This is a genomic window from Nocardia sp. GP40 (assembly GCF_050434125.1).
GTDB lineage: Bacteria > Actinomycetota > Actinomycetes > Mycobacteriales > Mycobacteriaceae > Nocardia > Nocardia albiluteola.
The window spans coordinates 331171-352025 of record NZ_JBNPVW010000008.1; the positions used below are offsets into that span (position 1 = coordinate 331171).

At 68.1% G+C, this 20855-nt stretch carries 17 protein-coding genes; 9 read left to right on the top strand and 8 right to left on the bottom strand.

What is annotated here, in order from left to right; translation table 11 throughout:
- Window positions 1–44 precede the first annotated feature (44 nt).
- On the top strand, window positions 45–1874 hold the full coding sequence (locus tag ABH933_RS25085) for an acyl-CoA dehydrogenase (protein ID WP_429420997.1): 1830 nt from the start codon (window positions 45–47) through the stop codon (window positions 1872–1874).
- A gap of 76 nt (window positions 1875–1950) precedes the next feature.
- On the opposite strand, the gene ABH933_RS25090 is transcribed toward ABH933_RS25085, so the two are convergent.
- Window positions 1951–2277, bottom strand: coding sequence for a hypothetical protein (locus ABH933_RS25090; protein ID WP_429420995.1), 327 nt, complete (start codon window positions 2275–2277; stop codon window positions 1951–1953).
- Between the two features lie 40 nt (window positions 2278–2317).
- On the opposite strand from ABH933_RS25090, the gene ABH933_RS25095 reads away from it, so the two are divergent.
- Window positions 2318–4399 (top strand): NB-ARC domain-containing protein, encoded by a 2082-nt coding sequence (locus tag ABH933_RS25095; RefSeq protein WP_429455107.1) that lies wholly within the window; start codon window positions 2318–2320, stop codon window positions 4397–4399.
- Window positions 4400–4542: 143 nt separating this feature from the next.
- On the opposite strand, the gene ABH933_RS25100 is transcribed toward ABH933_RS25095, so the two are convergent.
- The 3 genes from ABH933_RS25100 to ABH933_RS25110 form a co-directional block, all read right to left on the bottom strand.
- Window positions 4543–6435 (bottom strand): BTAD domain-containing putative transcriptional regulator, encoded by a 1893-nt coding sequence (locus ABH933_RS25100; RefSeq protein WP_429420994.1) that lies wholly within the window; start codon window positions 6433–6435, stop codon window positions 4543–4545.
- Between the two features lie 273 nt (window positions 6436–6708).
- The gene (locus ABH933_RS25105) at window positions 6709–7725 is read right to left on the bottom strand and encodes a helix-turn-helix domain-containing protein (RefSeq protein ID WP_429420993.1); all 1017 of its coding nucleotides are present in this window, start codon (window positions 7723–7725) and stop codon (window positions 6709–6711) included.
- A 199-nt stretch (window positions 7726–7924) separates the two neighbouring features.
- Window positions 7925–8167, bottom strand: coding sequence for a hypothetical protein (locus ABH933_RS25110; RefSeq protein WP_429420991.1), 243 nt, complete (start codon window positions 8165–8167; stop codon window positions 7925–7927).
- A 358-nt stretch (window positions 8168–8525) separates the two neighbouring features.
- Between ABH933_RS25110 and ABH933_RS25115 the strand changes: the two genes are divergently transcribed.
- The 3 genes from ABH933_RS25115 to ABH933_RS25125 all read left to right on the top strand — a co-directional run bounded on the left by ABH933_RS25115 (window position 8526) and on the right by ABH933_RS25125 (window position 10686).
- Complete coding sequence (locus ABH933_RS25115) at window positions 8526–9596, top strand: alpha/beta hydrolase (RefSeq protein ID WP_429420989.1); 1071 nt, start codon at window positions 8526–8528, stop codon at window positions 9594–9596.
- A 227-nt stretch (window positions 9597–9823) separates the two neighbouring features.
- Window positions 9824–9964 (top strand): response regulator transcription factor, encoded by a 141-nt coding sequence (locus ABH933_RS25120; protein WP_429420988.1) that lies wholly within the window; start codon window positions 9824–9826, stop codon window positions 9962–9964.
- An 8-nt stretch (window positions 9965–9972) separates the two neighbouring features.
- Complete coding sequence (locus ABH933_RS25125; RefSeq protein ID WP_429420987.1) at window positions 9973–10686, top strand: dienelactone hydrolase family protein; 714 nt, start codon at window positions 9973–9975, stop codon at window positions 10684–10686.
- Here the strand turns inward: ABH933_RS25125 and ABH933_RS25130 are convergent.
- From ABH933_RS25130 to ABH933_RS25145, 4 genes are all read right to left on the bottom strand, one after another.
- Window positions 10673–12094 (bottom strand): MATE family efflux transporter, encoded by a 1422-nt coding sequence (locus ABH933_RS25130; protein ID WP_429420985.1) that lies wholly within the window; start codon window positions 12092–12094, stop codon window positions 10673–10675. The genes ABH933_RS25125 and ABH933_RS25130 overlap by 14 nt on opposite strands.
- Window positions 12095–12170: 76 nt before the next feature.
- A complete protein-coding gene (locus tag ABH933_RS25135; RefSeq protein WP_429420983.1) occupies window positions 12171–13241 on the bottom strand; it encodes a PLP-dependent cysteine synthase family protein in 1071 nt (356 codons plus the stop codon).
- A 34-nt stretch (window positions 13242–13275) separates the two neighbouring features.
- Window positions 13276–14625, bottom strand: coding sequence for a Y4yA family PLP-dependent enzyme (locus ABH933_RS25140; protein ID WP_429420981.1), 1350 nt, complete (start codon window positions 14623–14625; stop codon window positions 13276–13278).
- Complete coding sequence (locus ABH933_RS25145; protein ID WP_429420980.1) at window positions 14622–15587, bottom strand: ornithine cyclodeaminase; 966 nt, start codon at window positions 15585–15587, stop codon at window positions 14622–14624. The genes ABH933_RS25140 and ABH933_RS25145 overlap by 4 nt, the downstream gene beginning before the upstream one ends.
- Before the next feature lie 513 nt (window positions 15588–16100).
- Between ABH933_RS25145 and ABH933_RS25150 the strand changes: the two genes are divergently transcribed.
- The 4 genes from ABH933_RS25150 to ABH933_RS25165 all read left to right on the top strand — a co-directional run bounded on the left by ABH933_RS25150 (window position 16101) and on the right by ABH933_RS25165 (window position 20738).
- Entirely contained in the window at window positions 16101–17237 is a 1137-nt protein-coding gene (locus tag ABH933_RS25150) for an ABC transporter substrate-binding protein (RefSeq protein WP_429420978.1), read from the top strand.
- Window positions 17234–18358: a FecCD family ABC transporter permease gene (locus ABH933_RS25155; protein ID WP_429420976.1), complete on the top strand. Its 1125-nt coding sequence runs from the start codon at window positions 17234–17236 to the stop codon at window positions 18356–18358. Before ABH933_RS25150 ends, ABH933_RS25155 begins: the two co-directional genes overlap by 4 nt.
- On the top strand, window positions 18349–19158 hold the full coding sequence (locus ABH933_RS25160) for an ABC transporter ATP-binding protein (RefSeq protein ID WP_429420974.1): 810 nt from the start codon (window positions 18349–18351) through the stop codon (window positions 19156–19158). Before ABH933_RS25155 ends, ABH933_RS25160 begins: the two co-directional genes overlap by 10 nt.
- Window positions 19159–19481: 323 nt before the next feature.
- Window positions 19482–20738, top strand: a complete 1257-nt coding sequence (locus ABH933_RS25165) for a cytochrome P450 (RefSeq protein ID WP_429420972.1) — start codon at window positions 19482–19484, stop codon at window positions 20736–20738.
- Window positions 20739–20855 lie beyond the last annotated feature (117 nt).

Sequence of the window (20855 nt, forward strand, 5' to 3'; positions counted from 1 at the left end):
CACCGACATTATGGCCGGGCGCCGATGTGCCGATGGCAGAGTGTTTGACGACCATATTGTTCGGTGACGACCACGAGCGGGCCCATGGCCCGTGGCGTCGGCTGGCAGCGCAGGAGTGCGCACACCGCTGGCACGACCTGAACCCGGACGAGGCGGTGATGCACGCCTATTCGCGTCTGCGCGACCTCGACGGCACCCCGAATTTCACTGCCCTGACCGATAATTCGGCGCAGATCGCCAATCTGCACGAGTGGCTGATGCCGATCGCCCCCACACTGGCGATCATCGCCGGAATCCATTACAACCTGTTTCTCGGAAGCCTCGTCGATCACGGCGCGGACGTGACCGGTGTGGGCGGCCGGGACGGCGCCGTCGGGACATTCCTGGTCACCGAACTGGACCACGGCAACGACGTGTCGGCACTCGAGACGGTCGCGACGTACGACCGCGCACGCGATGGATTCATTGTGCGCACGCCGTGCGCCGGCGCCCAGAAGTTCATGCCGAACACCAGCCCAGTCGGCGGCCCGAAGGTCGCGGTCGTAGCCGCGAGACTGATCGTCGACGGCACGGATCAGGGGGTGTTCTTGTTCCGTGTCCCGTTGACCACGACCACCGAATGTATTCCGGGAGTGCGTGTCCGGGTACTGCCGTTCCGGTCCGGCCCGCCTGTGGACCATTCCCTGACCTCGTTCGACGATGTTTTCGTGTCCCGGGACGCACTGCTGGCCGGGCCGCATGGAAGGTTCGCTGCGGACGGAACATTCATCAGCGAAATCGCGAATCCGGCCAGGCGCGTGCTCCGGTCGATCCGGCGGGTCACCCCCGGCAAACTCTCCATGAACGCGGTCTCACTCGGTATCACCCGCGCCGGGTTGGCGATTGCGGTGCGGCACGGCAAACAGCGCTGGATCAGCGGGACGGGACCGGTCGGACGCATTTCGGTGCTGGCCTTGCGCAGTCACCATGGCCCGCTGCTGAGCGGGATCGCCGATGCCTACGCCATGACGGTGCTGCACCGGTACCTCGTCGGGCAGTGGTCGTCCCACCGAGACACCGCCTACGACCGGACCGAATGGCTGCTCGCCGTCGGAAAGGGCTGGATCACTTGGCGCGCCAGGGAAATTCTGGCCGACTGTCGCGAGCGCTGCGGCTCGCAGGGCCTGTTTCCCACCAACCGCCTCGCCGAGTACATGGCCTGCGCCGAACTGCCGATCACCGCCGAAGGCGACAACCAGGCCATCTGGGTCAAGGCCGCCGCGCACATGGTCCGCGCACATCCGGCCGCAGCCGATCCGCGGCCGGAGCCCGGCCACGAGTACACGATCACCGACCCCGCCCACCTCGTGCTGTTGTTCGCCGCCGCCGAGAACATCTGGTTGGATCGAGCACGCGAGGCCACGCAGCGAGCGGCAGCCGACAATCCACTGGCCTACCAGAATGCGCTGATCGACCCCGCTTTGCAGGCGGTTCGCGCCTGTGCTGGGCGAATCGCGGCCCAGGCCATGTTTCTCCAGCTGCAGCACCTGTCCGAGGACAGCCCCACCGGCGCGTTGTTCGGCGATCTCTACCGACTCCATACCCTCCGCGGCCTGATGCCCTATCTCGCTGATCTGTTGCGATGCGGCTACGTCTCCGCCGACTCCATCGAGCAGATCCCCGCGGCCGTCGACGCGGCCCTCACCCGTCTCCTCCCACATATCGATACACTCACGTCGGCTTTCACCGTGCCCGAGGAACTTCTCGGCCAGGTACCCGTGGCGACCGATGATCCGCTCGCCTTCTTCGACGACCACGAGGGCCCCTGGGCACCCGGCACCTCCACGCGGAGAACACACACGACCCCGTCGATGAACGTGCCCGTCGCCCAGTGACCAACCTCCTCGCGCCGTCTGGACTGAGCCCCGAATCCCCGGGCGCCTGTCGAGTCCAGCGTGGGACAGGGCGACCTCACGCGGCCACGCCGCCACCGACCGGTGCCGGCGTGCTCGCGTGAGCAAATCCGTCGCGAAATCCTCGCCACCGGCGCAGTCGGCACCAGCGCATCCACCCGCCGTCGATCTCTCGGACGCAGTCACATAACCCGGTGAGAACGAACGCGCGCGACAGCTCGGGATCGAGTCGGCGGTACGAGGTCTGGAATACCTTCTCCACGCAGGTGTTGCCGACCGCGAGTTCAGCCAGCCGGTCCCGCCCGTCGGCGAGGCGCTCGGTGACCGCGGCAAGCGTCCAGGTGGGCCGGCTCGCCAACCGCGCCCCGATGGTTCGCAGCGACACCGGAAGATAACCGCACTGGCGCAGGATTTCCCGCGAGGAACTGGTCCGGGAATTGGCCGAGCTGCTGTCCGCGGACTCCGACCGGCGGCCGTTGGTGGCGATCACCGGCATGGGTGGCGTCGGGAAGACCACGCTCGCAGTGCATCTCGCCCATCGGGTGCGCGAGCACTATCCCGACGGCGTGGTGTATCTCGATCAGGGCGGCATGGACGAGCAGCCGCACTCGGCGGATCTGCTACTCGCCGTCGCATTTCGCGGAATCGGTGTGCACCCCGGTGAGCTGCCCACGGACCCGTCGGAGCGAACGGCATTGTGGCGCAACCTCGTTGCGGGTAAGCGCGTGCTGCTGGTGCTGGACAACGCCCGCGACGTCGCACACGTCGCGCCTCTGCTGCCTGGCACGGGCGCGGCCGGGGTGCTGGTCACCAGTCGTTCCAGCCTGGCGGAGTTGTTCGGGGCGCGGTTGGTCCCGCTGGATGTGCTGACTACGGACGAGGCGTGGACGTTGCTGGAGCGCATGGTATCCGCGCCGCGGATGACCCGCGAGCCCGAGGCGGCCCGCGAAATCCTGCGCGCCTGCGGGCATCTACCGCTCTCGCTGCGCATCGCCGGGGCTCGGCTCGCGACCCGGCCCAATTGGCGCCTGGCGGCGGTGGCCGAGCGCGTGGCTGACGAGCGGAGCCGACTGACCGAGCTGGCGGTCGGGAACACCAGCGTGGAGCTGGTGTTCCTGGCCAGTTACCGGCGACTGGATCCGGAGCTGGCGCGTGCGTTCGTGCTCATCGCCTTGTCCGACGCGCCGCACCTGTCGGCCGCCGCCATTGCCGCCCTGCTCGACCGCGGCGGGGCAGAGGCCGAGCGGCTCTGCGAAACCCTGGTGGATCTGGGCATGTTGCAGACGCCGGAAATCGGGCGCTACCGGTATCACGATCTGCTGCGGTTGTTCGCCCGCCAGGTGGCGACGCCGGAGCACCACCGGGAATGGCCGCAGGCCCTGCACCGGCTGGTCGACTTCTATCGCGCCAGCGCGAAAAACATTGTGGGACTGCGGGATCCGGGCATAGGCACAGACTATTACGCGGACACCAGCGCGGTCGGGCAGCTGTTCACCGACGAACGCCGGCGCACCACGTGGGCGATGACGGAACGCTTCGGGCTGGTTGCGCTGTACTGGCAGGTCGCCGCGCGCCCGGATGCCGGGACCCGCACGCTCGCGGTGGATCTCGCGCTGTCGCTCGCGATCGGCGGCGACGTGGGTGAGCACCAGCCCCAGGTGGCCGAGGCGCTCGAGGTGTTGTGCCGGACCGCCGAGACCGACGGCGATCGCCGGACCATGGCTCGGGCCGAACTAGCCGCCGCGATGGCCCGGTTGGTCGGCATGGGGGACGTGGGCGCCATCGGGAAAATCCGCCACGCGGGTGCCGTTTTGCGGGAGCTGGGCGACCTGCCCGCCGCCACCGTCGCCGAAATCATGCTCGGCACGGCGATGAGCTATCAGGGCCATGCCGATGCCGCCGTGGAACATTTCCGGCAGGCCATCGAATTGGCCAGCGCGGACCGGGCCGAGAGCCAGGGCATCATCTGGGCGACGATCGCGCGCGCGTACTGCGAGGCGCGGCTGTGGTCGGAGGCGATCGAGGCCGCGCGGCAGGCGTTGTCCTGCGCACGGCAGGTCGGCAGCCTACGGGTGGAGTCGATGGCGTTGCACGAGTTGGGTTTCGCGACATTGCAGGGCGGGGATGTGGCGGCGGCCCGCGAGCTGTGCGAGCGGTCGCTAGATGCGGCGCGCCGCGACGGGCGGAGGCATCAGGAAGGGTGGGCGCTGGCCCGGCTGGCTGAGGTGGTCCTGTGCGGTGGGGATGCCGACGGCGCGGTGCCGATCGCGGCGGAGGCGGTGCGGGCATTGACCGAGGTTTCGGCGACAGTGCGGCGCTTGCGGGCGATGCAGGTGTACGGGTGTGCCCTGAGCGCGGTGGACAGGGCCGAGGAGGCCGAGCCGATTCTGGACAAAGTGATGGCGCTCAGTCGGCGGCTAGGTCTCGAGGTCCCCGATATCGCGGTGCCCGAACGCCCGGCCGCCGGTTCGAGTTCGATCGAACCCGTTGTCCATCAGGGCAAATGAGTTGTCGACGCTGCGGCCTGCACCCACACCCACTATCCGATGGCCTGCGGGACCAACTGAACACGGAACGAAATCACCCGGCTCTATTCCGGAGTTGGCTCGCGATCGGGGACCGCTTCAGTTCTCCATGCCGCCCTTTACTTCTACGCCGGTCGTGCTGCGAACCGGTCGCCGCTCCGGCCGCCCAACCCGATGGCGCGCGGCGGTATTTTCCCGCGGCCGGCGCCATCTTTTACCGATAGGTAGAAATCGGCCAGCCGGTGCAGCGCCTGCGGCCATTCCCGCCGCTGCTCCGCATCCGCCACCCCGCGGGCGAACAGCCGCAACAGATCGTGATGGCGGTAGCGACCCAGCTCCGATGTCTGCAGCATGCCCAGGTCCACTAGCGCCTCACAGATCCGCTCGGCCTCTCTCCGGCCCCGGTCGAGCAGGGCGGCGACGGCGGCGACGGACAGATCGCGTGCGTCACAGCACGCGATGAGCACGAATGCGCGCGACAGCTCGGAATCGAGCCTGCGGTAGGAGGTCTGGAATACCTGTTCCATGCGCGTGCTGCCGACCGCGAGTTCGGCGAGCCGGTCCCGCTCGTCGGCCAGGCGCTCGGCGACCGCGCCCAGCGTCCAGCTCGGCCGGCTCGCCAACCGCGCCCCGACGATGCGCAGCGGCAGCGGAAGGTCACCGCACATGCGCAGAATCTCCTGCGCCGCATCGGGTTCCTCCGACAAGCGCCGTGCGGACACCATGCGCTCCAGCAACATCCAGGACTCGTTCGGGGCGAGGACATCCAGCGGGACCAGCCGCGCATCGAACAATTCCGCCAGACTCGAGCGGCTGGTGACCAATACGCCCGCGGCCCCCGTACTCGGCAACAGCGGGGCGAGCTGGTCCACGTTGCGCGCGTTGTCGAGCACCAGCAGCACGCGCTTGTTCGCAATTATGTCGCGCCACAGGCCCGTTCGTTCCGCGGGGTCCAGCGACAGCTCGCTGAGCTCGACACCGAGCGAGCGCGATGCGGCCTCGACCAGCACATCGGTCGAGCGCGGGTCCTCGTCCGTGCCGCCGAGGTCGAGATACAACAGTCCGTCCGGATAGGACCGGCGGACGCGATGCGCGAGATGCACTGCGAGCGTGGTCTTTCCGATGCCGCCCATCCCGGTGATCGCGACCACCGCGCGACGGCCGGAGTCCGCGCCCAGCGCCTCGGTCAGCTCCTCGAGCAGATCATCCCGTCCGACGAAATCGGCGATGTCCGGCGGCAATTGCGCCGGGACGCGCGGCAAGTGGAAATCCGGTTCGGGAGAATGTGATTCGCTCGTCACGACCGGCGGTTCGGCCGACAGGATCTGCTGGTGCAGCCGGGTCAGCCGCGGTCCCGGCTCCAGGCCGAGTTCGTCGGCCAGCACCCGGCGCGCGTGCCGGTAGGCCTCGAGCGCCTCGACCCGTCGTCCCGCGCGGTGCAGCGCGAGCATCAGCAACTCGTGCCACCGTTCACCGTGCGGTTCGGCCCTGACCAGCGCCTCCAGCTCCGCGACGGCGGCCGAATACCGGCCGAGGTCCAGCGCGACGGCTATCGTGGCCTCGCCGAGGGCCGCCCGCAGCCCGTCCAGGCGCGCCCGCTCCTTCTCCGCCCACGGCCCCGGCAAACCGATCAGCGGATCACCGCGCCACAGTTGCTGCGCCGCAACCAGTTTATCGTTCGCCTCCTCGGCCGCGCCCGAGCTGCGGTCGGCTTCGGCAGCCGCGATCAGCCTCTCGACCTCGGCCACATCGGACTCCACCGGAAGACCGAGCCGGTAGCCGCCGAGGGTCGAGCCGAGCCACTGCGCCCCGGCGCCGGCATGGGCACAGGCATCGAACTGCCGGCGCATGCCGTGCACATGATTGCGCAGGACGTTCGCCGCCGAGGACGGCGGCTGATCCGTCCATAGGCGTGCGGCCAGTTGCGTCGTCGACAGGGTACGCCCGGGCTCGGCCGCGAGAATGGCCAGCATTGCCAGCGTCTGCGGCGCGGTGATGTCCAGGCGGCGTCCTCCCATCCACACCTCGACCGGCCCCAACATACTCAAACGAAGTATGCCGGACTGCATCTCGTGAATATCCGAGCCCTGCCACATAGCCAAACGAATCCCTCACCTAAGCCCGACCGGCATCGGGTCAACCGTGGAAGTCGTTGACCTACAGCGTCATCGGGTCGCTCAGATACCTCGCGCGAAGCCGCCTGATCGAGGTACCACGTCGAAGCTTAGGAAGTCGGGCAGCGAACCGCGGTGAACCACAGCGGCATTCGGCTGGAACATTTGCGTCAGAGATCAGGATTTGACTGTCTGCCTTTCGGACAGGTCCAGATCGTCAGCGGTCGCCGACCGGGCGAACTCGGTGGGAGTAAGGCCGTATCGGCTCTTGAAGGCACGGACGAAATGGCTGCTGTCGGCGAACTGCCAGTGGGCGGCCAGCTCCGAGTTGCTGGGCCGGCCGATCGCGCTGAGGAGTTCGAGCCGGGCCTGCTCGAGCCTGCGGCGGCGGATGTAACCCGCGACGCTGTCGTCGGCCGCCGCGAATGCTCGTTGCAGTGTGCGCACGGAGACGCTGAGTTCCTCGGCCAGCAGCGAGGGCGACAGGTCCGGTTCGGCGAGCAGGCGGTCCGCGAGGTCCTTCGCCGCCTGGGCCAGCGCGGGGCCGAAGTGCGGCTCGGTGTTGTCCGCGCGCTGCCGCAGCACCCCCGCGAGGAGCTCGAGCAGCGAGTTGCGGGCCGCCAGGGCGCCGGCCGGGCTCAGGTCGGGGGCATTCTGCTCGACCAACCGCATCTGCCCCAGCAGCAGCCGCATCTCGGCCGACGAAGCCGGTCCCGTGATCAGCCGGTCCTGCACCAGACGGGCCAGCGGCGATGCGGGCACGATCAGGACCGACGCCGAGGTACGCCGCGCGTCCTCGAAGGTCGGTGGACCATTGCGCTGCAGCATGAAATTCCCGGCGGGGACGACGTGGTCGCCCTCGTCCTCCCGGGCGAATCGCCACTTGTTCTGCCGGACCACGTGCATCAGCATCACCTGGTCGTCGCTGTTGCCGGGTGGGGTGGCGTGGGTTCCTACAGCCGACTCGCTGCGGACATTGGCGACCACGGTGTCGTGCGCGGTGACGGCACGCACGCTGAGCCGGAAATCCCCGGTCTTGCCCGGCGTGAAGAGTCGCGGCGGCTGCTTCCTGCCCAACTGTGCTCCCCACCCGCGCCAGAAGCTGCCGAAGCCCTCTGCCGCACGACCGGTCGCGGGCGCGGCCTTCCCGACGAATGTATTCCCGCCGGATTCCGACTTGTCCGGCTCTGCCATGACCCTCCGCCTTCCTATCGACCTGAATCACGTTATAAGACAGGCTGATATTCGACTTGATCACGGCATCGGGACCGGCCGACGGAGGGGTTGCGCTGGCGACGTGGTGTCGACGCCGTGAAATGCCATGCGGCCGTTGGCGATGCGACGGAAACCCCCCGCCGCCAACGACCCCCGGGTGCGCCCCCGGAACCGCTTGCTACCCGGAAGTTCCCGGCGTACCAGGATTGCCCGGATCCGATCCCGGCGTACCCGGGTTGCCCAGACCGCCCTGGCCCGTGTTCGGGTCGCCCGGGTTGTCCAGATGCGCAAGCCGCACGTTGCTCGAAACGACGGACACCGACGTGGCAGTGGCCAGCGCCGGAACTGCCAGCCCGCCGGTCACGGCCGCCCCGGCGAACCCCACGACGACGAGGCCGCGACGCACAGTAGACCAATTCATGGAAACTCCGTATCTCGCATGACAAACGCCCGTCCCCGGCTGCCGACGCGACAAACATCCGATCGGGCTGTGTAGAGCCTAGGAAGACTGCCGCAGCGGGCGCGTGAATCACAGCGCCATCGGGATTGAACATTCGCGCCATGCGGTGCTGTGTCCCAGCGACATTCGGAACCAGTCCACCGTACCCCGTATCGGCCGTCACGACCTCTCCGCGGCAACCCCGGTTCCTCGGGCACATCATCGAAGCGATCGCGCAATATAGCCGTACGGTATCAACCAGAGCGCGAGATCGATGAACCCCGGGCAGACTGAGTGGGCCCGGACAGCAGAGTCGCCACGCACCCCTTGGGAGCCACGAGTGTCCAATTTCGAGCAGGTACTTCTCGACAACATCCCGCTGCCGCTGAAAAGAGCTGTGCTGCAGACGGTTCTGAGCCTCCCCCGCCCGATCCGGCGGGCGATCGCGGGACCGGCCGCGCGCATCGACGGTCAGGAACAGGACCTCGACGCCCAGCTCCTGGTTCGCCTCATGCACCTCGCGGGCATGAGGTTGTTCTCCGACCCGATCGACCGGGCGCGGATCGATACCGATGAGGGTGGCAGGCTCGTCGGCGGCGTCCCGGCCGGGCCCGGCATGTCCATCGGGGAGATCACCATCCCGGCGGGCGATCACGACATTCCGGCGACCCTGTACTCCCCCGCCGACGTACCGGTCGGCTCGGGGCTGCTCGTGTTCTATCACGGCGGCGGCTGGAGCATCGGGTCACGCCGCAGCCATGAGCCGATCGCGCGCTTCCTGGCCGCGCACGCCGATGTCCGGGTGCTGTCGATCGAATACCGTCTCGCACCGGAGAATCCGTTCCCGGCCGCGGTAGAAGATGCGGTGACGGCCTTCGGCTATGCGCACGCCCACGCCGCCGAGCTGGGCGCCGACCCCGGCCGCATCGCCGTCGGCGGCGACAGCGCCGGGGGCAACCTGGCGGCCGTCGTCGCGCAGCACACGGCGCACGCGGGCGGACCGGCGCCGGCATTCCAGCTACTCATCTATCCCGCAACGGACTTCGAGGCGGAGAACGCCTCGCGCAGCCTGTTCGCCACGGGCTTCCTCCTCACCGGGGAGGACCTCCAGTGGGGCCGCAAGACATACATCCCCGCCGGCGCCGACCCCGCGAACCCTCGGCTCTCACCGCTGCGCGGCGACGTCACCGGCGTCGCGCCCGCGCACATCGCCACCGCGGGTTTCGACCCGCTGCGCGATGAGGGCGAAAGCTACGCCGAGAAGCTGGCGGCGGCCGGAGTCGCTGCCACGCGGCGCAGGCACTCCAGCCTGCCGCACGGATACCTGAACTTCTTGTGCCTCAGGGCGGTTCAACAGGCCGCCCTGGACACCGCCCGCGCCCTGGCGGCAGGTCTCGCCCCTCGCACCTGAATCCCGTGGCGCTTGCCGCCCGATCGCTGCCGCACCGATGTCCGCTGTGGCAGCGGCGATCTCGGCCCTCTCTCCCGAATGGCCGGCGGCCGTGCGCGCGCACGCGGCGGGCCGGGCCGATGCCGCTGCCCGGGCGACCCTGGAACGGGCCGCCCTCACCGAGCGCGAGCAGACCGTGCTGCGGTATCTGCCCCGGGGGCTGTCGAATACCGAGATCGCGGGCCCGGATGTACCTCGGCGCCGAGACGATCAAGACCCATGTCAGCGCGGTCTTGGCCAAACTGGGCGTGCGGGACCGCACCCAGGCGGTGATCTTCGCCTACGAATCCGGCTTCGTAGAATCGGCGGGAACCATGGGAACGGAGTGACCAATCGCATGAGCGAATCGGATGACATCCAGGTCCAACGACAGGACGACTTCGACATCTATCGACCGGCGGACCGCGAAGGTTCGCTGCCCGCGGTGATATTCGTGCACGGACCCGCCCCCGCCGGCAGGCGACCGCGCGAATCGCCGTTCTTCGCGGGCTACGGCAGGCTGCTGGCCGGACGAGGCCTGGCCGCGGTGGTCCCGGACGTGCGGTATCAGGGCCTCGACGACTGGCCGCCGAACACGATGTGGCCGCCGGACGTCGACTGGAGCGGCACCGCGAAATGGCTGGCGGCAGTGGTGGATGGGATCCGCGAGCAGCCGGGTATCGATTCCGGCCGGATAGCGATCTGGGCATTCTCCGGTGGCGGCATGCTCACCGGTTCCTGGCTGGCCGAGTCGCCCTCGTGGCTGCGCTGCCTGGCCCTGACGTATCCGGTCCTGGCCGATCAAACTCCGGATTCGACCGCCCCCGCCCCGAGCGATCTGGTGCGCCCGGGCCGCCCGATCGTCCTCACCCGAGTCGGCCGGGAGCGCCCCGAAATCCAGGCGACCGTGGACCGCTTCCTCGCCCACGCCGAGCAGGTCGGCGCGGCCGTCGAGGTGATCGATGTTCCCGAGGCGGGCCACGGCTTCGATGCCACTGTGCCCGAGCTGAAGTCGTGCCGGCCGGTGCTGTCGGCGGCCGATTTCGTGACCCGGCACCTCACCGCGCAGTAGTCCTTGCCGGAGTGGGTAATTCGTGTTCGGAGGTAGCTGTCACGGACTGCCGGAACTGCCGCAGCAACAGGATCGCGGTGGCGCCGAATCCGATACACAGGCCCAGCCACACGCCGTAACCGCGCCAGTGCAGGCCGTAGGCGAACAGTGCCATCGCCGGAATGCCGATGGCCCAGTAACCGATCAGGGTGCTGCGCAGTCCGGCCTTGGTGTTGCCCAGCCCGCGCAGCAGGCCCACGCAGACGTTCTGGGCGCCCTTGCAGTACTGGTGGGCAATGGCGAACCATAGCAGCGTGCTCGCGGTCGCCACGATCTCCGGTCCCGCGCCCGCATGTAGGAACGGGGCGAGCACCACGGTGGGTGCGGCGATGTAGATCACCCCGAACACGGTCATCGCCACCATGCTGATGGTGAGCGCGCGCCGGGCGATCGCACGCGCCGCGGATCGCTCGCCCCGCGCCACCTCCCGGCTCACCAGAATCGAGGAGCCTTGGGAGAGGCCGATATTCAGCTGATACACGATGTAGGCGAGCTGATTGACGACATTGCTCGCCGCCAGCATCGCCGGCCCGAAGGCGCCCATGAGCACCGTGGCGACCGAGGTGATCGCGGCCTCCGAACCGTAGGTGAACGCGATCGGCGTCCCCATCCTCACGATCCGGCGCGCCACCGCGGGATCGAAGCGCCACCAGTCCAGGGCGAGCAGGCCGGTGAGTTCGGTGTCGCGGCGCACCCGCTGGTAGAACACCGCGAGCGTGAAGACCTGAACGCAGCTGGTGGACAAGCCGACACCGGTCAGGCCCAGGGTCGGCACGCCCAGCCAGCCGTAGATGAACACGGCATCGAGCAACGCGTTGACCCCGATCGATACGATCGTCACCCGCAGCAGCGATCCGGGCCTGCGCATGCCGACGGTGAACTGCCGCAACACATTCAGCCACAGCATCGGCAGCAGCCCGGGCGCCAGCGCGATCATCATCGGCCGGGCCCGGTCCACGATGTCGTGCCGTTGCCCGAACCACGGCAGCGCGAAACCGAGTCCGATCAGGACGGCCGCCCCGGCGATCGCGATACCGGTCGCGACCAGGAAGGCCGACCGCACCAGCTCCCGGATCTCGGCGCGCGCCTGATCGTCCAATTCCGCACTGCCGGTTCGCTTCTCCGCCCGGCCGACGGCCGCGGCGACCTGATTGCCGACACCGGTGACCATGCCCACGCACATGGTGCGCAGCTGGTTGTACAGCAGCACGGCCAGGCCGCCCGCCGCGACCGCCAGCACGCCGATCAGGCCCATCATCGCCAGATCGACCGTGGTCAGCGCGACCTGGGCGAGCTGGATGCCGGCGATCGGCAGGGACAGGGCGATCACCGGACGGTAATCGCGTACCACGGTGGCCAGACCGCTCATGCCTGCACCTCGCTGGCGCTCGGCTCCGGCATGCGCGGTGCGCACTGTGTCGATGGTTCGCTCCGCTGCGCTCCGCTCATGCGCTCACCCGTTGCAGCCGATCGCCGGCGGCGATCCGGACCGAATCGGCGTAGGCGATGAGTAGCCGGTAAAGGCGTTGGTGCGCAGCCTCGTTGAGGAGTTGGCGCGCGCGCAGCCACTCGTCGTCGTAGATGGTGTCGAGGTACTTCTCCCCGGCGTCGCACACGAGCACGACGACGGTGCTGCCGGCCGGCAGCACGGCCAGGCGGCGCAGCGCGACATGCACCGCGGCCCCGGCGGTGCCGCCGACCAGCAGCCCGGTGCGGCGGGCCACGACCCGCGCGCTGGTGAAGGCGTCGATATCGCTGACCTGTATCCCCTCATCGATGCAGGTGTAGTCGACATTGGCGCCGATGGTGAAGCCCGGCGGGCTACCGGCCCCGGTCTGCCAGTACGGACCGCCGGGGCCGCCGAAAATGATCGAACCGGCGGGCTCGACCCCGATCGTGGTGACCGGGGCGCCGAGGCGACGCAGTTCCCTGGTCGTCCCGCACAGCGAGCCCCCGGTACCGACCGCGCCGACGAGATGATCGATGCCCGGCAGGGCATCGAGCAACTCCCGCGCCAGCTCGGCATAGCCGGCGCAGTTTCCGGGATTGTTGTGCTGATCGGGACGGAAAGCCCCGGTGCGCCTGGCGATCTCGTCCGCCACCCGGCGGCGCTCGACGGTGCTGGGCCCGCCCGTGCCGGACGAATCGACGAACACCAGCTCGGCGCCGGTGGCGGCCATGGCGCGGAGTTTGTCCTTGCTGGCATGGCCGTCGACCACGGCGGTGAACCGGTAGCCCCGTTCCAGCGCGACCAGCGCCAGACCGAGACCGGTATTGCCGGAGGTGGGTTCGACGATGTGGCCACCGGGCCGCAAGGCGCCGGATCGCTCGGCATCGTCGATCATCCGACGGGCCATCCGGACCTTACCCGACCCGGTGGGATTGAACTGCTCGAGCTTGAGCACCAGCCGGGTACCGGTTCCGGTGCGGGCGAGTTCGAGCAGGGGCGTATTGCCGATCAGGTCGGAGGCCCGCTCGGGCACCACCGCGGCCGGCCGATCGAGGGTGGTCAGCATTGTGGCGAAAGTCCTTCGGGTAGTGGGAATCTGGTCACGATGCGTCGTAGCCCCAGGTATGTCGCCCGTCGCGGTGTTCGACACGGATCTTGGGCGGCAACGGGAGCTGGTGGAACTCGCTCTCGTTCTTGTCCATCTGATAGCCGGCGGTATTGGGATAGATGATCAGGTCGCCGTAGCTCGGGCGGCGCGGGAAGTTGATCTTGCGCCAGGTGAGCACGTCGTACTCCATACAGCTGGCGCCGCCGATGAACGCCTCGACCGGCCCGGTGGACTCGGCCGAATCCTCCTGCCACAGAATGGGTTCGGGGAGGAACTCACTACCCTTCCATTGCTCCGAGACGCTCATGCTCAGGCCACCGACCGCTACCACGCCGTGGTCGCCGCGTTCCTTGTAGCCCTGCACCGGGAAGACCGAGAATCCGCCCTGGTCCAGCAGCGCCCGGCCGGGTTCGCAGTAGAGCCGGGTGCCGGTCTCCGCGAATCGGCGCCCGACCCGCTGCACAATGGCGCCGAGCATGTCCGCGCCGGTCGGCGCCTGGTGATACGGATAGAACTTCGCGAATTTCTTGCGGGCGTGGAACCATTCGTCTCGGTAGCCCTCCTGGAATCGCTGCCATTCGGCGGAATCGACGTAGCTGCAGGCGAATCCGCCGCCGATGGAGACCGATGTGGCCGCGAGTCCGCGAGCACGAGCCGCCAGGCAGGCGTCGACGAGCCGATCGGCGAGCTCGACACGGGGCTCCACCCGGTAGCCGTCGAGATGGAACGAGAAGCCCTCCATCGTGATCGCCGCCACCGCCTGCACGCAACGGTCGAGCGCCCGGCTCCATTGCGTTGCGTCGAGCCCGAATCGACTGTCGGGATTCACTTCCGGCAAAACCCGCAACAGGATTCGCGCCGAGCAGTCCAGCCCGATCAGGCGATCGAGTTCGTCGAGGTTGTCGACGGCGATCAGACAGCCGTGCCTGGCGGCCAGCCACAGCAGCTCATCGGCCTTCGCCGCCCCGGTGACGACGATGTCGCAGCCCCGAATGCCGTGCGCCAGAGCGTGAACGAGTTCCGGCGCACTGGCCACGTCGACACCGCCGTCGCGAGCGGCACATTCGTCCAGCCAGCCGCCGGCCTTGTTTGCCTTCTTGCCGAAATAGATCTGCCCATCCACCCCGGCGGAGCGCAGGACGGCCTGGAACGCTTCCAGATTCGTTCCGAACCGGTCCGGGTTGATCACATGGAACGGCCCGCGCACCGCCCGGGCGATGTCACCCAGCAGCACCGGGTCGGACTGGGCCCGCAGCGCCCAATCCGCTTGCAGGGCCGGGAGTGCGGGACCGACGCTCGATGCGGTGGGTGCCGAAGGCGTCGGTGCGGTGGTAACACTCACTGCCACAGCTCCACTCGCTGTCCGCGCCCGGCCGCGATGGCGCGGGTGGCGAGCGCGTGCGCCACGGGGATGTCGGTGATGATCATGCCGCTGGAGAAGGCGAATACCCGATCGTCGGGGGTGCGCCGGCCTGGTGCGCGACCGGCCAGGATATCGGGAACCACGGCGTCGATGTGCGCGGCGCCGTCCTCTCCGGCCAATCGCGTTCCGGTGACGCCCAATTGGCCGACGCTGGTGGTCACGGTGTAGTCGGCATCGCGCAGGGCTCCGGAGGCCACGCCCTTGCTGGCCACCGAGATCAGCAGGCCGCCGGGTGGCAGCCAGCCGGTCTGCACGGGCGGATGCGCGGCCCGGCCCGAGGCCACCACCACGATGTCGGAGGCGGCCACGGCCGCGGGCACATCCTCGACCAGCTCGATCTCGCGGTCCGGGAAGTATTCAGCGAATATCTTGCGCGACAAGGCGATACCGTCCGGATGGGTACCGAACAGCCGCAGCCGCTCCAGCTCGGGCAGCGCGGTGAACAGGTACGGGAGGGTGTTCACGCCCTGCACGCCGGTGCCGATCATGAGCGCGGATTTCGCACCCGGTTTCGCGCAGACGCGGGCGATCAACGCCGTCGTCGCCGGGGTACGCGACGCTCCGACGCGCTGGCAATCCATCAGCGCGAAGGGCCGGCCGGTCGAATCGTCGTACAAACTGATTGTGGTGTAGTACTTCTCGCTCGTCTGGCTGCCCTGACGATACGAGGTCTTGAAGCCGAGGTGCTCGAGGACTCCGTCGTAGCCGAGCATCGCGTACGACACCGAGTCCCGGGCCTCGTCTGGCAGCGGCATCATCAACTTGGTGGGGCATCGGGACTGGCCGCCGGCGAGGGCCAGATAGCCGTCCTCGACGGCGCTGATTACATCGCTGGGCGGTATGCGCAGGTCGGCGAGATCGCTGCGGGTGAGGATGTGCATGAATTCCGGTCCGATCTTGGTGCTCCGAGGGCGAGGCAGAAACGCAAGAAGTGAAGTTAGCCTTACCTAAATTATTTTGCAACACCTTCCTCGGCCCATCCATCCTCGCCGAGCCGGAATGTCGACCCGCCGAGCATTGCGGACCTGCGAGTACTACTCCCGACGATCGATCCGGCGGTCGAGCGCAGCGCTCACTATCGTCGAAGATCCTGCGCCACAACATCATCGCGGCCTCGACACCCGGGGCAAGCATCGCCGTCACGAGCCGCCCACTTTCAGAGTCTCCGAGCCCCGGGTTGATTCTTCCGAAGAAGTATGAGCATCTTATTAGGCAAGGGTTGCCTAAGTCGTTGGCCTGCCAGGCTCCGAGCGAGCATGGCGTTTCGAGCACTGAATGAGGTCTTCATGATCAGTTCTGACCAGCACGATCGGCGTGGCCGCGGATCGGGGCCAGCGGTGCGGCGCCGCCCTTCGCTCCGGCACACACGCCGTTTCTCGCGGGTGATCCTCCTGATGGTGCTGAGTCTGGTCGCGGTCGCGGCCGGCTGTACCGGCGCCTCGAAGACCGGCTCGTCGGGCGAACAGAGCGGACCTGCGGTCGAGATCACCGATGTGCTGGGGCGGCACGTCACCGTGAAAGCGCCGTCTGCCCGCATCCTCGTCGACGGTTCGCGCCTGCTCTACACGACGGCGCTGCTGGACAAGCAGAATCCGGTCCGGCGGATCGTCGGCTGGCCAAAAGACCTGCAGGACAACGACCCCGGTACCTACCAGACGTATCTGCGGCAGTTTCCCCAGCTAGCCGGCATACCCACGATCGGTGAGCTGTACGACGGGTCGTTCTCGGTGGAGCAGGCGATCGCGCTGCGCCCGGACGTGTTCGTGGCCAGCGCCTCGTCGTACAAGTCGGCCCAGGATGCCGGGATCATCGACCGCCTCGCGAAGGTCGGCATCCCGACGGTGTTCATCGACTACTTCGTCGACCCGCTCGAGCACACCGTGCCCAGCGTCGAGCTCATGGGCAAACTGCTGGACCGCAACACCGAGGCCGCGAACTTCGTCGCGTATTACCGAGCGGTCGTGGACGGCGTCCGGTCACGTCTGGATGCCGCGAAGCAACCGGCCACCCCGACGTTCCTGTGGCGCGCTCCGGGCTACTTCGATTGCTGTTCCTCGTTCGCCCGTTCCAATCTGGCCGCGATCGTGAACTATGCCGGCGGGGCGAATCTGGCGGACGATCTGCTACCGGGACAGCAGGGCAGCATCTCGCCCGAGACCGTCCTGTCGCGCAATCCGCAGGTCGTGATCGCCACGGGCGCCAACTGGGCGCCGGACACCCCGGCCAAGCCGGGTTCGTTCGTTCCGCTGGGCTACGACCAGTCGCCGGATCGGGCAAAGGCTCAACTGCGGGCGATCATCGATCGGCAGGCGGGCTTCTCCCAGTTGCAGGCGGTGCAGCAGAAACGCACCTACGTGGTCTGGCACCACTTCTACGATTCGCCGTACAACTTCCTGGCCATCCAGTGGTTCGCAAAGTGGCTGCATCCCGACCTGTTCACCGACGTCGATCCCGATGCGGGTTTGCGGGCGCTGCACGAGAAGTTCCTCCCGGTCCCGATCGGCGGAGCGTTCTGGGCGGATCTGTCATGACCACCCAGGACGTGCCGACGAAGTCGCCCGATGCCGCCGCCGAGCGGCGCCCGGAGGTCTCACCGGCGCTGCGAGCCGCCCGGACCACACGGGAGTATCGAGGAATCGTCCGCCGGCGGGGGCTGCTCGTGGCGAGCCTGCTCGTGCTGACCGTGGTGCTGTTCGTCGCGGACGTGGGGGTCGGCGGGAGCGGTCTGCGCCTATCCGAGCTGCTGCGAGGGGTGTTCACGCCGTGGGACGCGCCCGAAATCGTGCGCCAGATCGTGTGGAACATCCGGATGCCGATGTCGGTCGCGGGGCTGCTGGTCGGCGCCGCGCTCGCGGTCGCGGGCGTGCAGATGCAGACCATCCTGAACAATCCGCTGGCCGAGCCCTACACGTTGGGGATCTCGGCGGCGGCCGGGTTCGGCGCCGCGCTGAACGTGGTGCTCGGGGTCACGGTGATCCCGCTGGTCGGGCCGATGCTGAGCATGGCCGGCACCGCCTGGATCTTCGCGATGATCGCCTGCGCGGTCATCCTCGGTTTCAGCCTGGTCCGCGGCGCGAGCACCGAGACCATGATCCTGCTGGGGATCGCGATGGTCTTCCTGTTCACCGCCCTGCTGTCGCTGATGCAGTACGTAGCCTCGGACGCGCAACTACAGCAGGTGGTGTTCTGGACCATGGGCAGCCTCGGGCGCGCCGACTGGCCACAGGTCGCGTTGCTCGCGGTGGTCTGCTGCGTGATCACACCCCTGTTCCGCCGCTCGGCCTGGACGCTGACCGCGCTGCGGCTCGGTGACGACCGGGCGCGGGCACTCGGCGTGTCCGTCGAACGCACCAGGATGTGGGTGCTGCTCGGGGTGTCGGTGCTGGCCGCAACCGCGGTCGCCATCGCCGGCTCGATCGGATTCGTGGGATTGGTCGGGCCGCACGCGGCCCGCATGCTGGTCGGTGAGAACCAGCGGCACCTGCTGCCCGCGTCCGCGCTGTGCGGCGCGATCCTCCTGTGCGGGGCCTCGATCGCCAGCAAACTGCTGGTCCCCGGCGTGATCGTCCCGGTGGGCATCATCACCTCGATCGTCGGTGTGCCGGTCTTCCTGCTGCTCATCCTCACCAAGAGGCGGCAGCTGTGGACGTAGAACTGGCGGTCGAGGGACTCACCTTCGGATACGGCGACACCCCGATCCTGCGGGGAATCACACTGCCCGTGGTGCGATCCGGGACGGTGACGGCGCTGGTCGGCCCGAATGCCACCGGCAAGTCGACACTGTTGCGGTGCATCGCCGGTCTGCACCGCGCGACCGGAACTATCCGCCTCGACGGTGAGCGGGCCGTCGATACGCGCCCCGCGAAACGGACGATGCGCCGGCTCACGCGGTCGGGGACCGCGCACGATCAGATCCTGTACACCCCGCAGGAAACCCCGCCGCCCAGCTCGATCACGGTGTTCGAGGCGGTGCTGCTGGCTCGCCGAGACCGGTTGCGAGGCCGCGCCGACGCCGCGGTCCTGGATCGGATCGGTGAGATTCTCACCCAGCTCGACCTCGACGAGCTGTCCTCCCGACCGATCTCGGATCTGTCGGGCGGACAACGGCAATTGGTCAGTCTGGCCCAGGCGGTGGTCCGCCGGCCCACGGTGCTGCTGCTCGACGAACCGACCAGCAATCTCGACCTGCGCAATCAGCTACAGATCCTCGCGGTGATCCGGCAACTGGCACTGTCGCAGCCCGCCGCGGTCGTCATCACCGTGCACGACCTCGCCCTGGCCGCGCGGTTCGCCGATCGGATCGTCGTGCTGCACAAGGGCGCCGTCCATTCGGCGGGCACGCCGGCGGAGACGATCACCGAAGCGATGCTGCGGGAGGTGTACCAGGTCGACGCCACCGTGCATCCGATGCCCGACGGAACGCTGAGCGTCGCGGCGATGAGAAGTATCTGACGGCCGCCCCCGGCGCAGACCGTCCCGGGTCTCCGAAATCCGTTGCCCCCGTGCCGAATACGGACGCACTCACGTGATTCCGGCACACACTGCGGCCACAAGTGGAGATTCGCGCAGAGACGCACGCCCAACTGCGCCGGACCCGGTCCAAGCGTGCCTGCGGACGGTCGTGTGGCGTCATTTGACTTGTCATCTATGGGGACTCGACATCTCTCCTGAAGTCGGGACCGATGGCATACTGTGCGCCGGATGCCTTTATCGGCCGGATGTTTCCACACTCGGCCCGGCACCTGCGCGTTATCACCCGTCTGGAGTGCCCACCAGTGACCAGCCCACAGCCTGAGACGCATGACCGGCCGCGCTGGGCCGGGTACGACTCGCCGAACGATCTCTCCGGCCCGCGAGTGCCGCTGTACGGATCGGACTTCACAGCGGATCCGCATCTCGTCTATCGCGATCTGCGCCAGCGGTACGGTTCCCTCGCGCCCGTAGAGTTGGCGCCGGGCGTACCGGCCACGTTGGTGATCGGCTACACCACGGCGGTACGGATCCTCAACGACCCCGACCACTTCCCGGCCGACCCACGCGTCTGGGAACAGAGCATTCCCGCCGACTGCCCGGTACTGCCCGTCATGCAGTCGCGTCCCATCGCCAGTAGATGCGCGGGCGCGGAGTTCCTGCGTTACCGGCGTTCCATGACCGCCAGCATCGACGGGGTCGACCTGCATGCACTGCACAGCACTGTAGAACGGATTGCCATTCCGCTGATCAACAGTTTCTGCACGACCGGCGCCGGTGACCTGCTCAAGCAGTACGCGATGCCGCTCGCTTTCGAGGTCGTGGCCGACATGCTCGGCAGCACACGGGAAATCGGGCAGCGAGCCGCACCGGCACTGGCCGCGATGTTCGAGGGTGTCGACGCCGAGCTGGGCAACCAGGTGTTCGCCGAGGCGATGATGGAGCTTATCGCGCTCAAACGCGCCGCGCCGGGCGACGATGTCACCACCCGGCTGCTGCAACACCCGTCCCGGCTGGACGAGATGGAGATACTCCACCAGGTCCTGAACTTCCATGCCGCCGCGTTGGAATTGCAGCAGAACTTGATCGCCAACACCCTGCTGTTGATCCTGACGAGCGCCGGCATCGGCGACGGGGTCCTCAGCGGTAGCCTGTCCACCAGGGACGCTCTCGACGAGGTCCTGTTCAACGATCCCCCGCTGGCGAACCACCTCATAAGCTATCCCCGGCATCCGATCCTCGTCGACGGGATCTGGCTGCCCGCGCATCAACCGGTGGTGATCAGCATGGCCGCGTGTAACAACGATCCCGCGATCCGCACGGATGATCTGGTCGGCAATCGCTCGCACCTGGCGTGGGGCGCCGGACCGCATCGCTGTCCCGCGCAACCGATGGCCTATCTGATCGCGCAGGATGCCGTTGATCAATTGCTGGATGCGCTACCCGAAATGCAGCTGGCCCTGCCGGCCGGCGAACCGCCCTGGCGGCCTGGTCCTTTCCACCGCGCTCTGACGACGCTGCCGGTCACCTTCACGCCTTGCCTGCCGTTCACCGTGCCCTGAGCCGGGCCGGCACAGCATCCTTCTCGGCATGCCCGGCCCGACCCCGGCAACGATTTCCCGGGCGATGCGACCACACGTCGACGAAGTCGACTCCGGCACAGTAATATTCGTCGGCCG

Coding starts and splice junctions, on each gene's coding strand:
- ABH933_RS25110 (WP_429420991.1), bottom strand. CDS start 8,167: ATGAATTGGTCTACTGTGCGTCGCGGCCTCGTCGTCGTGGGGTTCGCC.
- ABH933_RS25145 (WP_429420980.1), bottom strand. CDS start 15,587: ATGCACATCCTCACCCGCAGCGATCTCGCCGACCTGCGCATACCGCCC.
- ABH933_RS25125 (WP_429420987.1), top strand. CDS start 9,973: ATGAGCGAATCGGATGACATCCAGGTCCAACGACAGGACGACTTCGAC.
- ABH933_RS25135 (WP_429420983.1), bottom strand. CDS start 13,241: ATGCTGACCACCCTCGATCGGCCGGCCGCGGTGGTGCCCGAGCGGGCC.
- ABH933_RS25130 (WP_429420985.1), bottom strand. CDS start 12,094: ATGAGCGGTCTGGCCACCGTGGTACGCGATTACCGTCCGGTGATCGCC.
- ABH933_RS25105 (WP_429420993.1), bottom strand. CDS start 7,725: ATGGCAGAGCCGGACAAGTCGGAATCCGGCGGGAATACATTCGTCGGG.
- ABH933_RS25120 (WP_429420988.1), top strand. CDS start 9,824: ATGTACCTCGGCGCCGAGACGATCAAGACCCATGTCAGCGCGGTCTTG.
- ABH933_RS25155 (WP_429420976.1), top strand. CDS start 17,234: ATGACCACCCAGGACGTGCCGACGAAGTCGCCCGATGCCGCCGCCGAG.
- ABH933_RS25100 (WP_429420994.1), bottom strand. CDS start 6,435: ATGGGAGGACGCCGCCTGGACATCACCGCGCCGCAGACGCTGGCAATG.
- ABH933_RS25150 (WP_429420978.1), top strand. CDS start 16,101: ATGGTGCTGAGTCTGGTCGCGGTCGCGGCCGGCTGTACCGGCGCCTCG.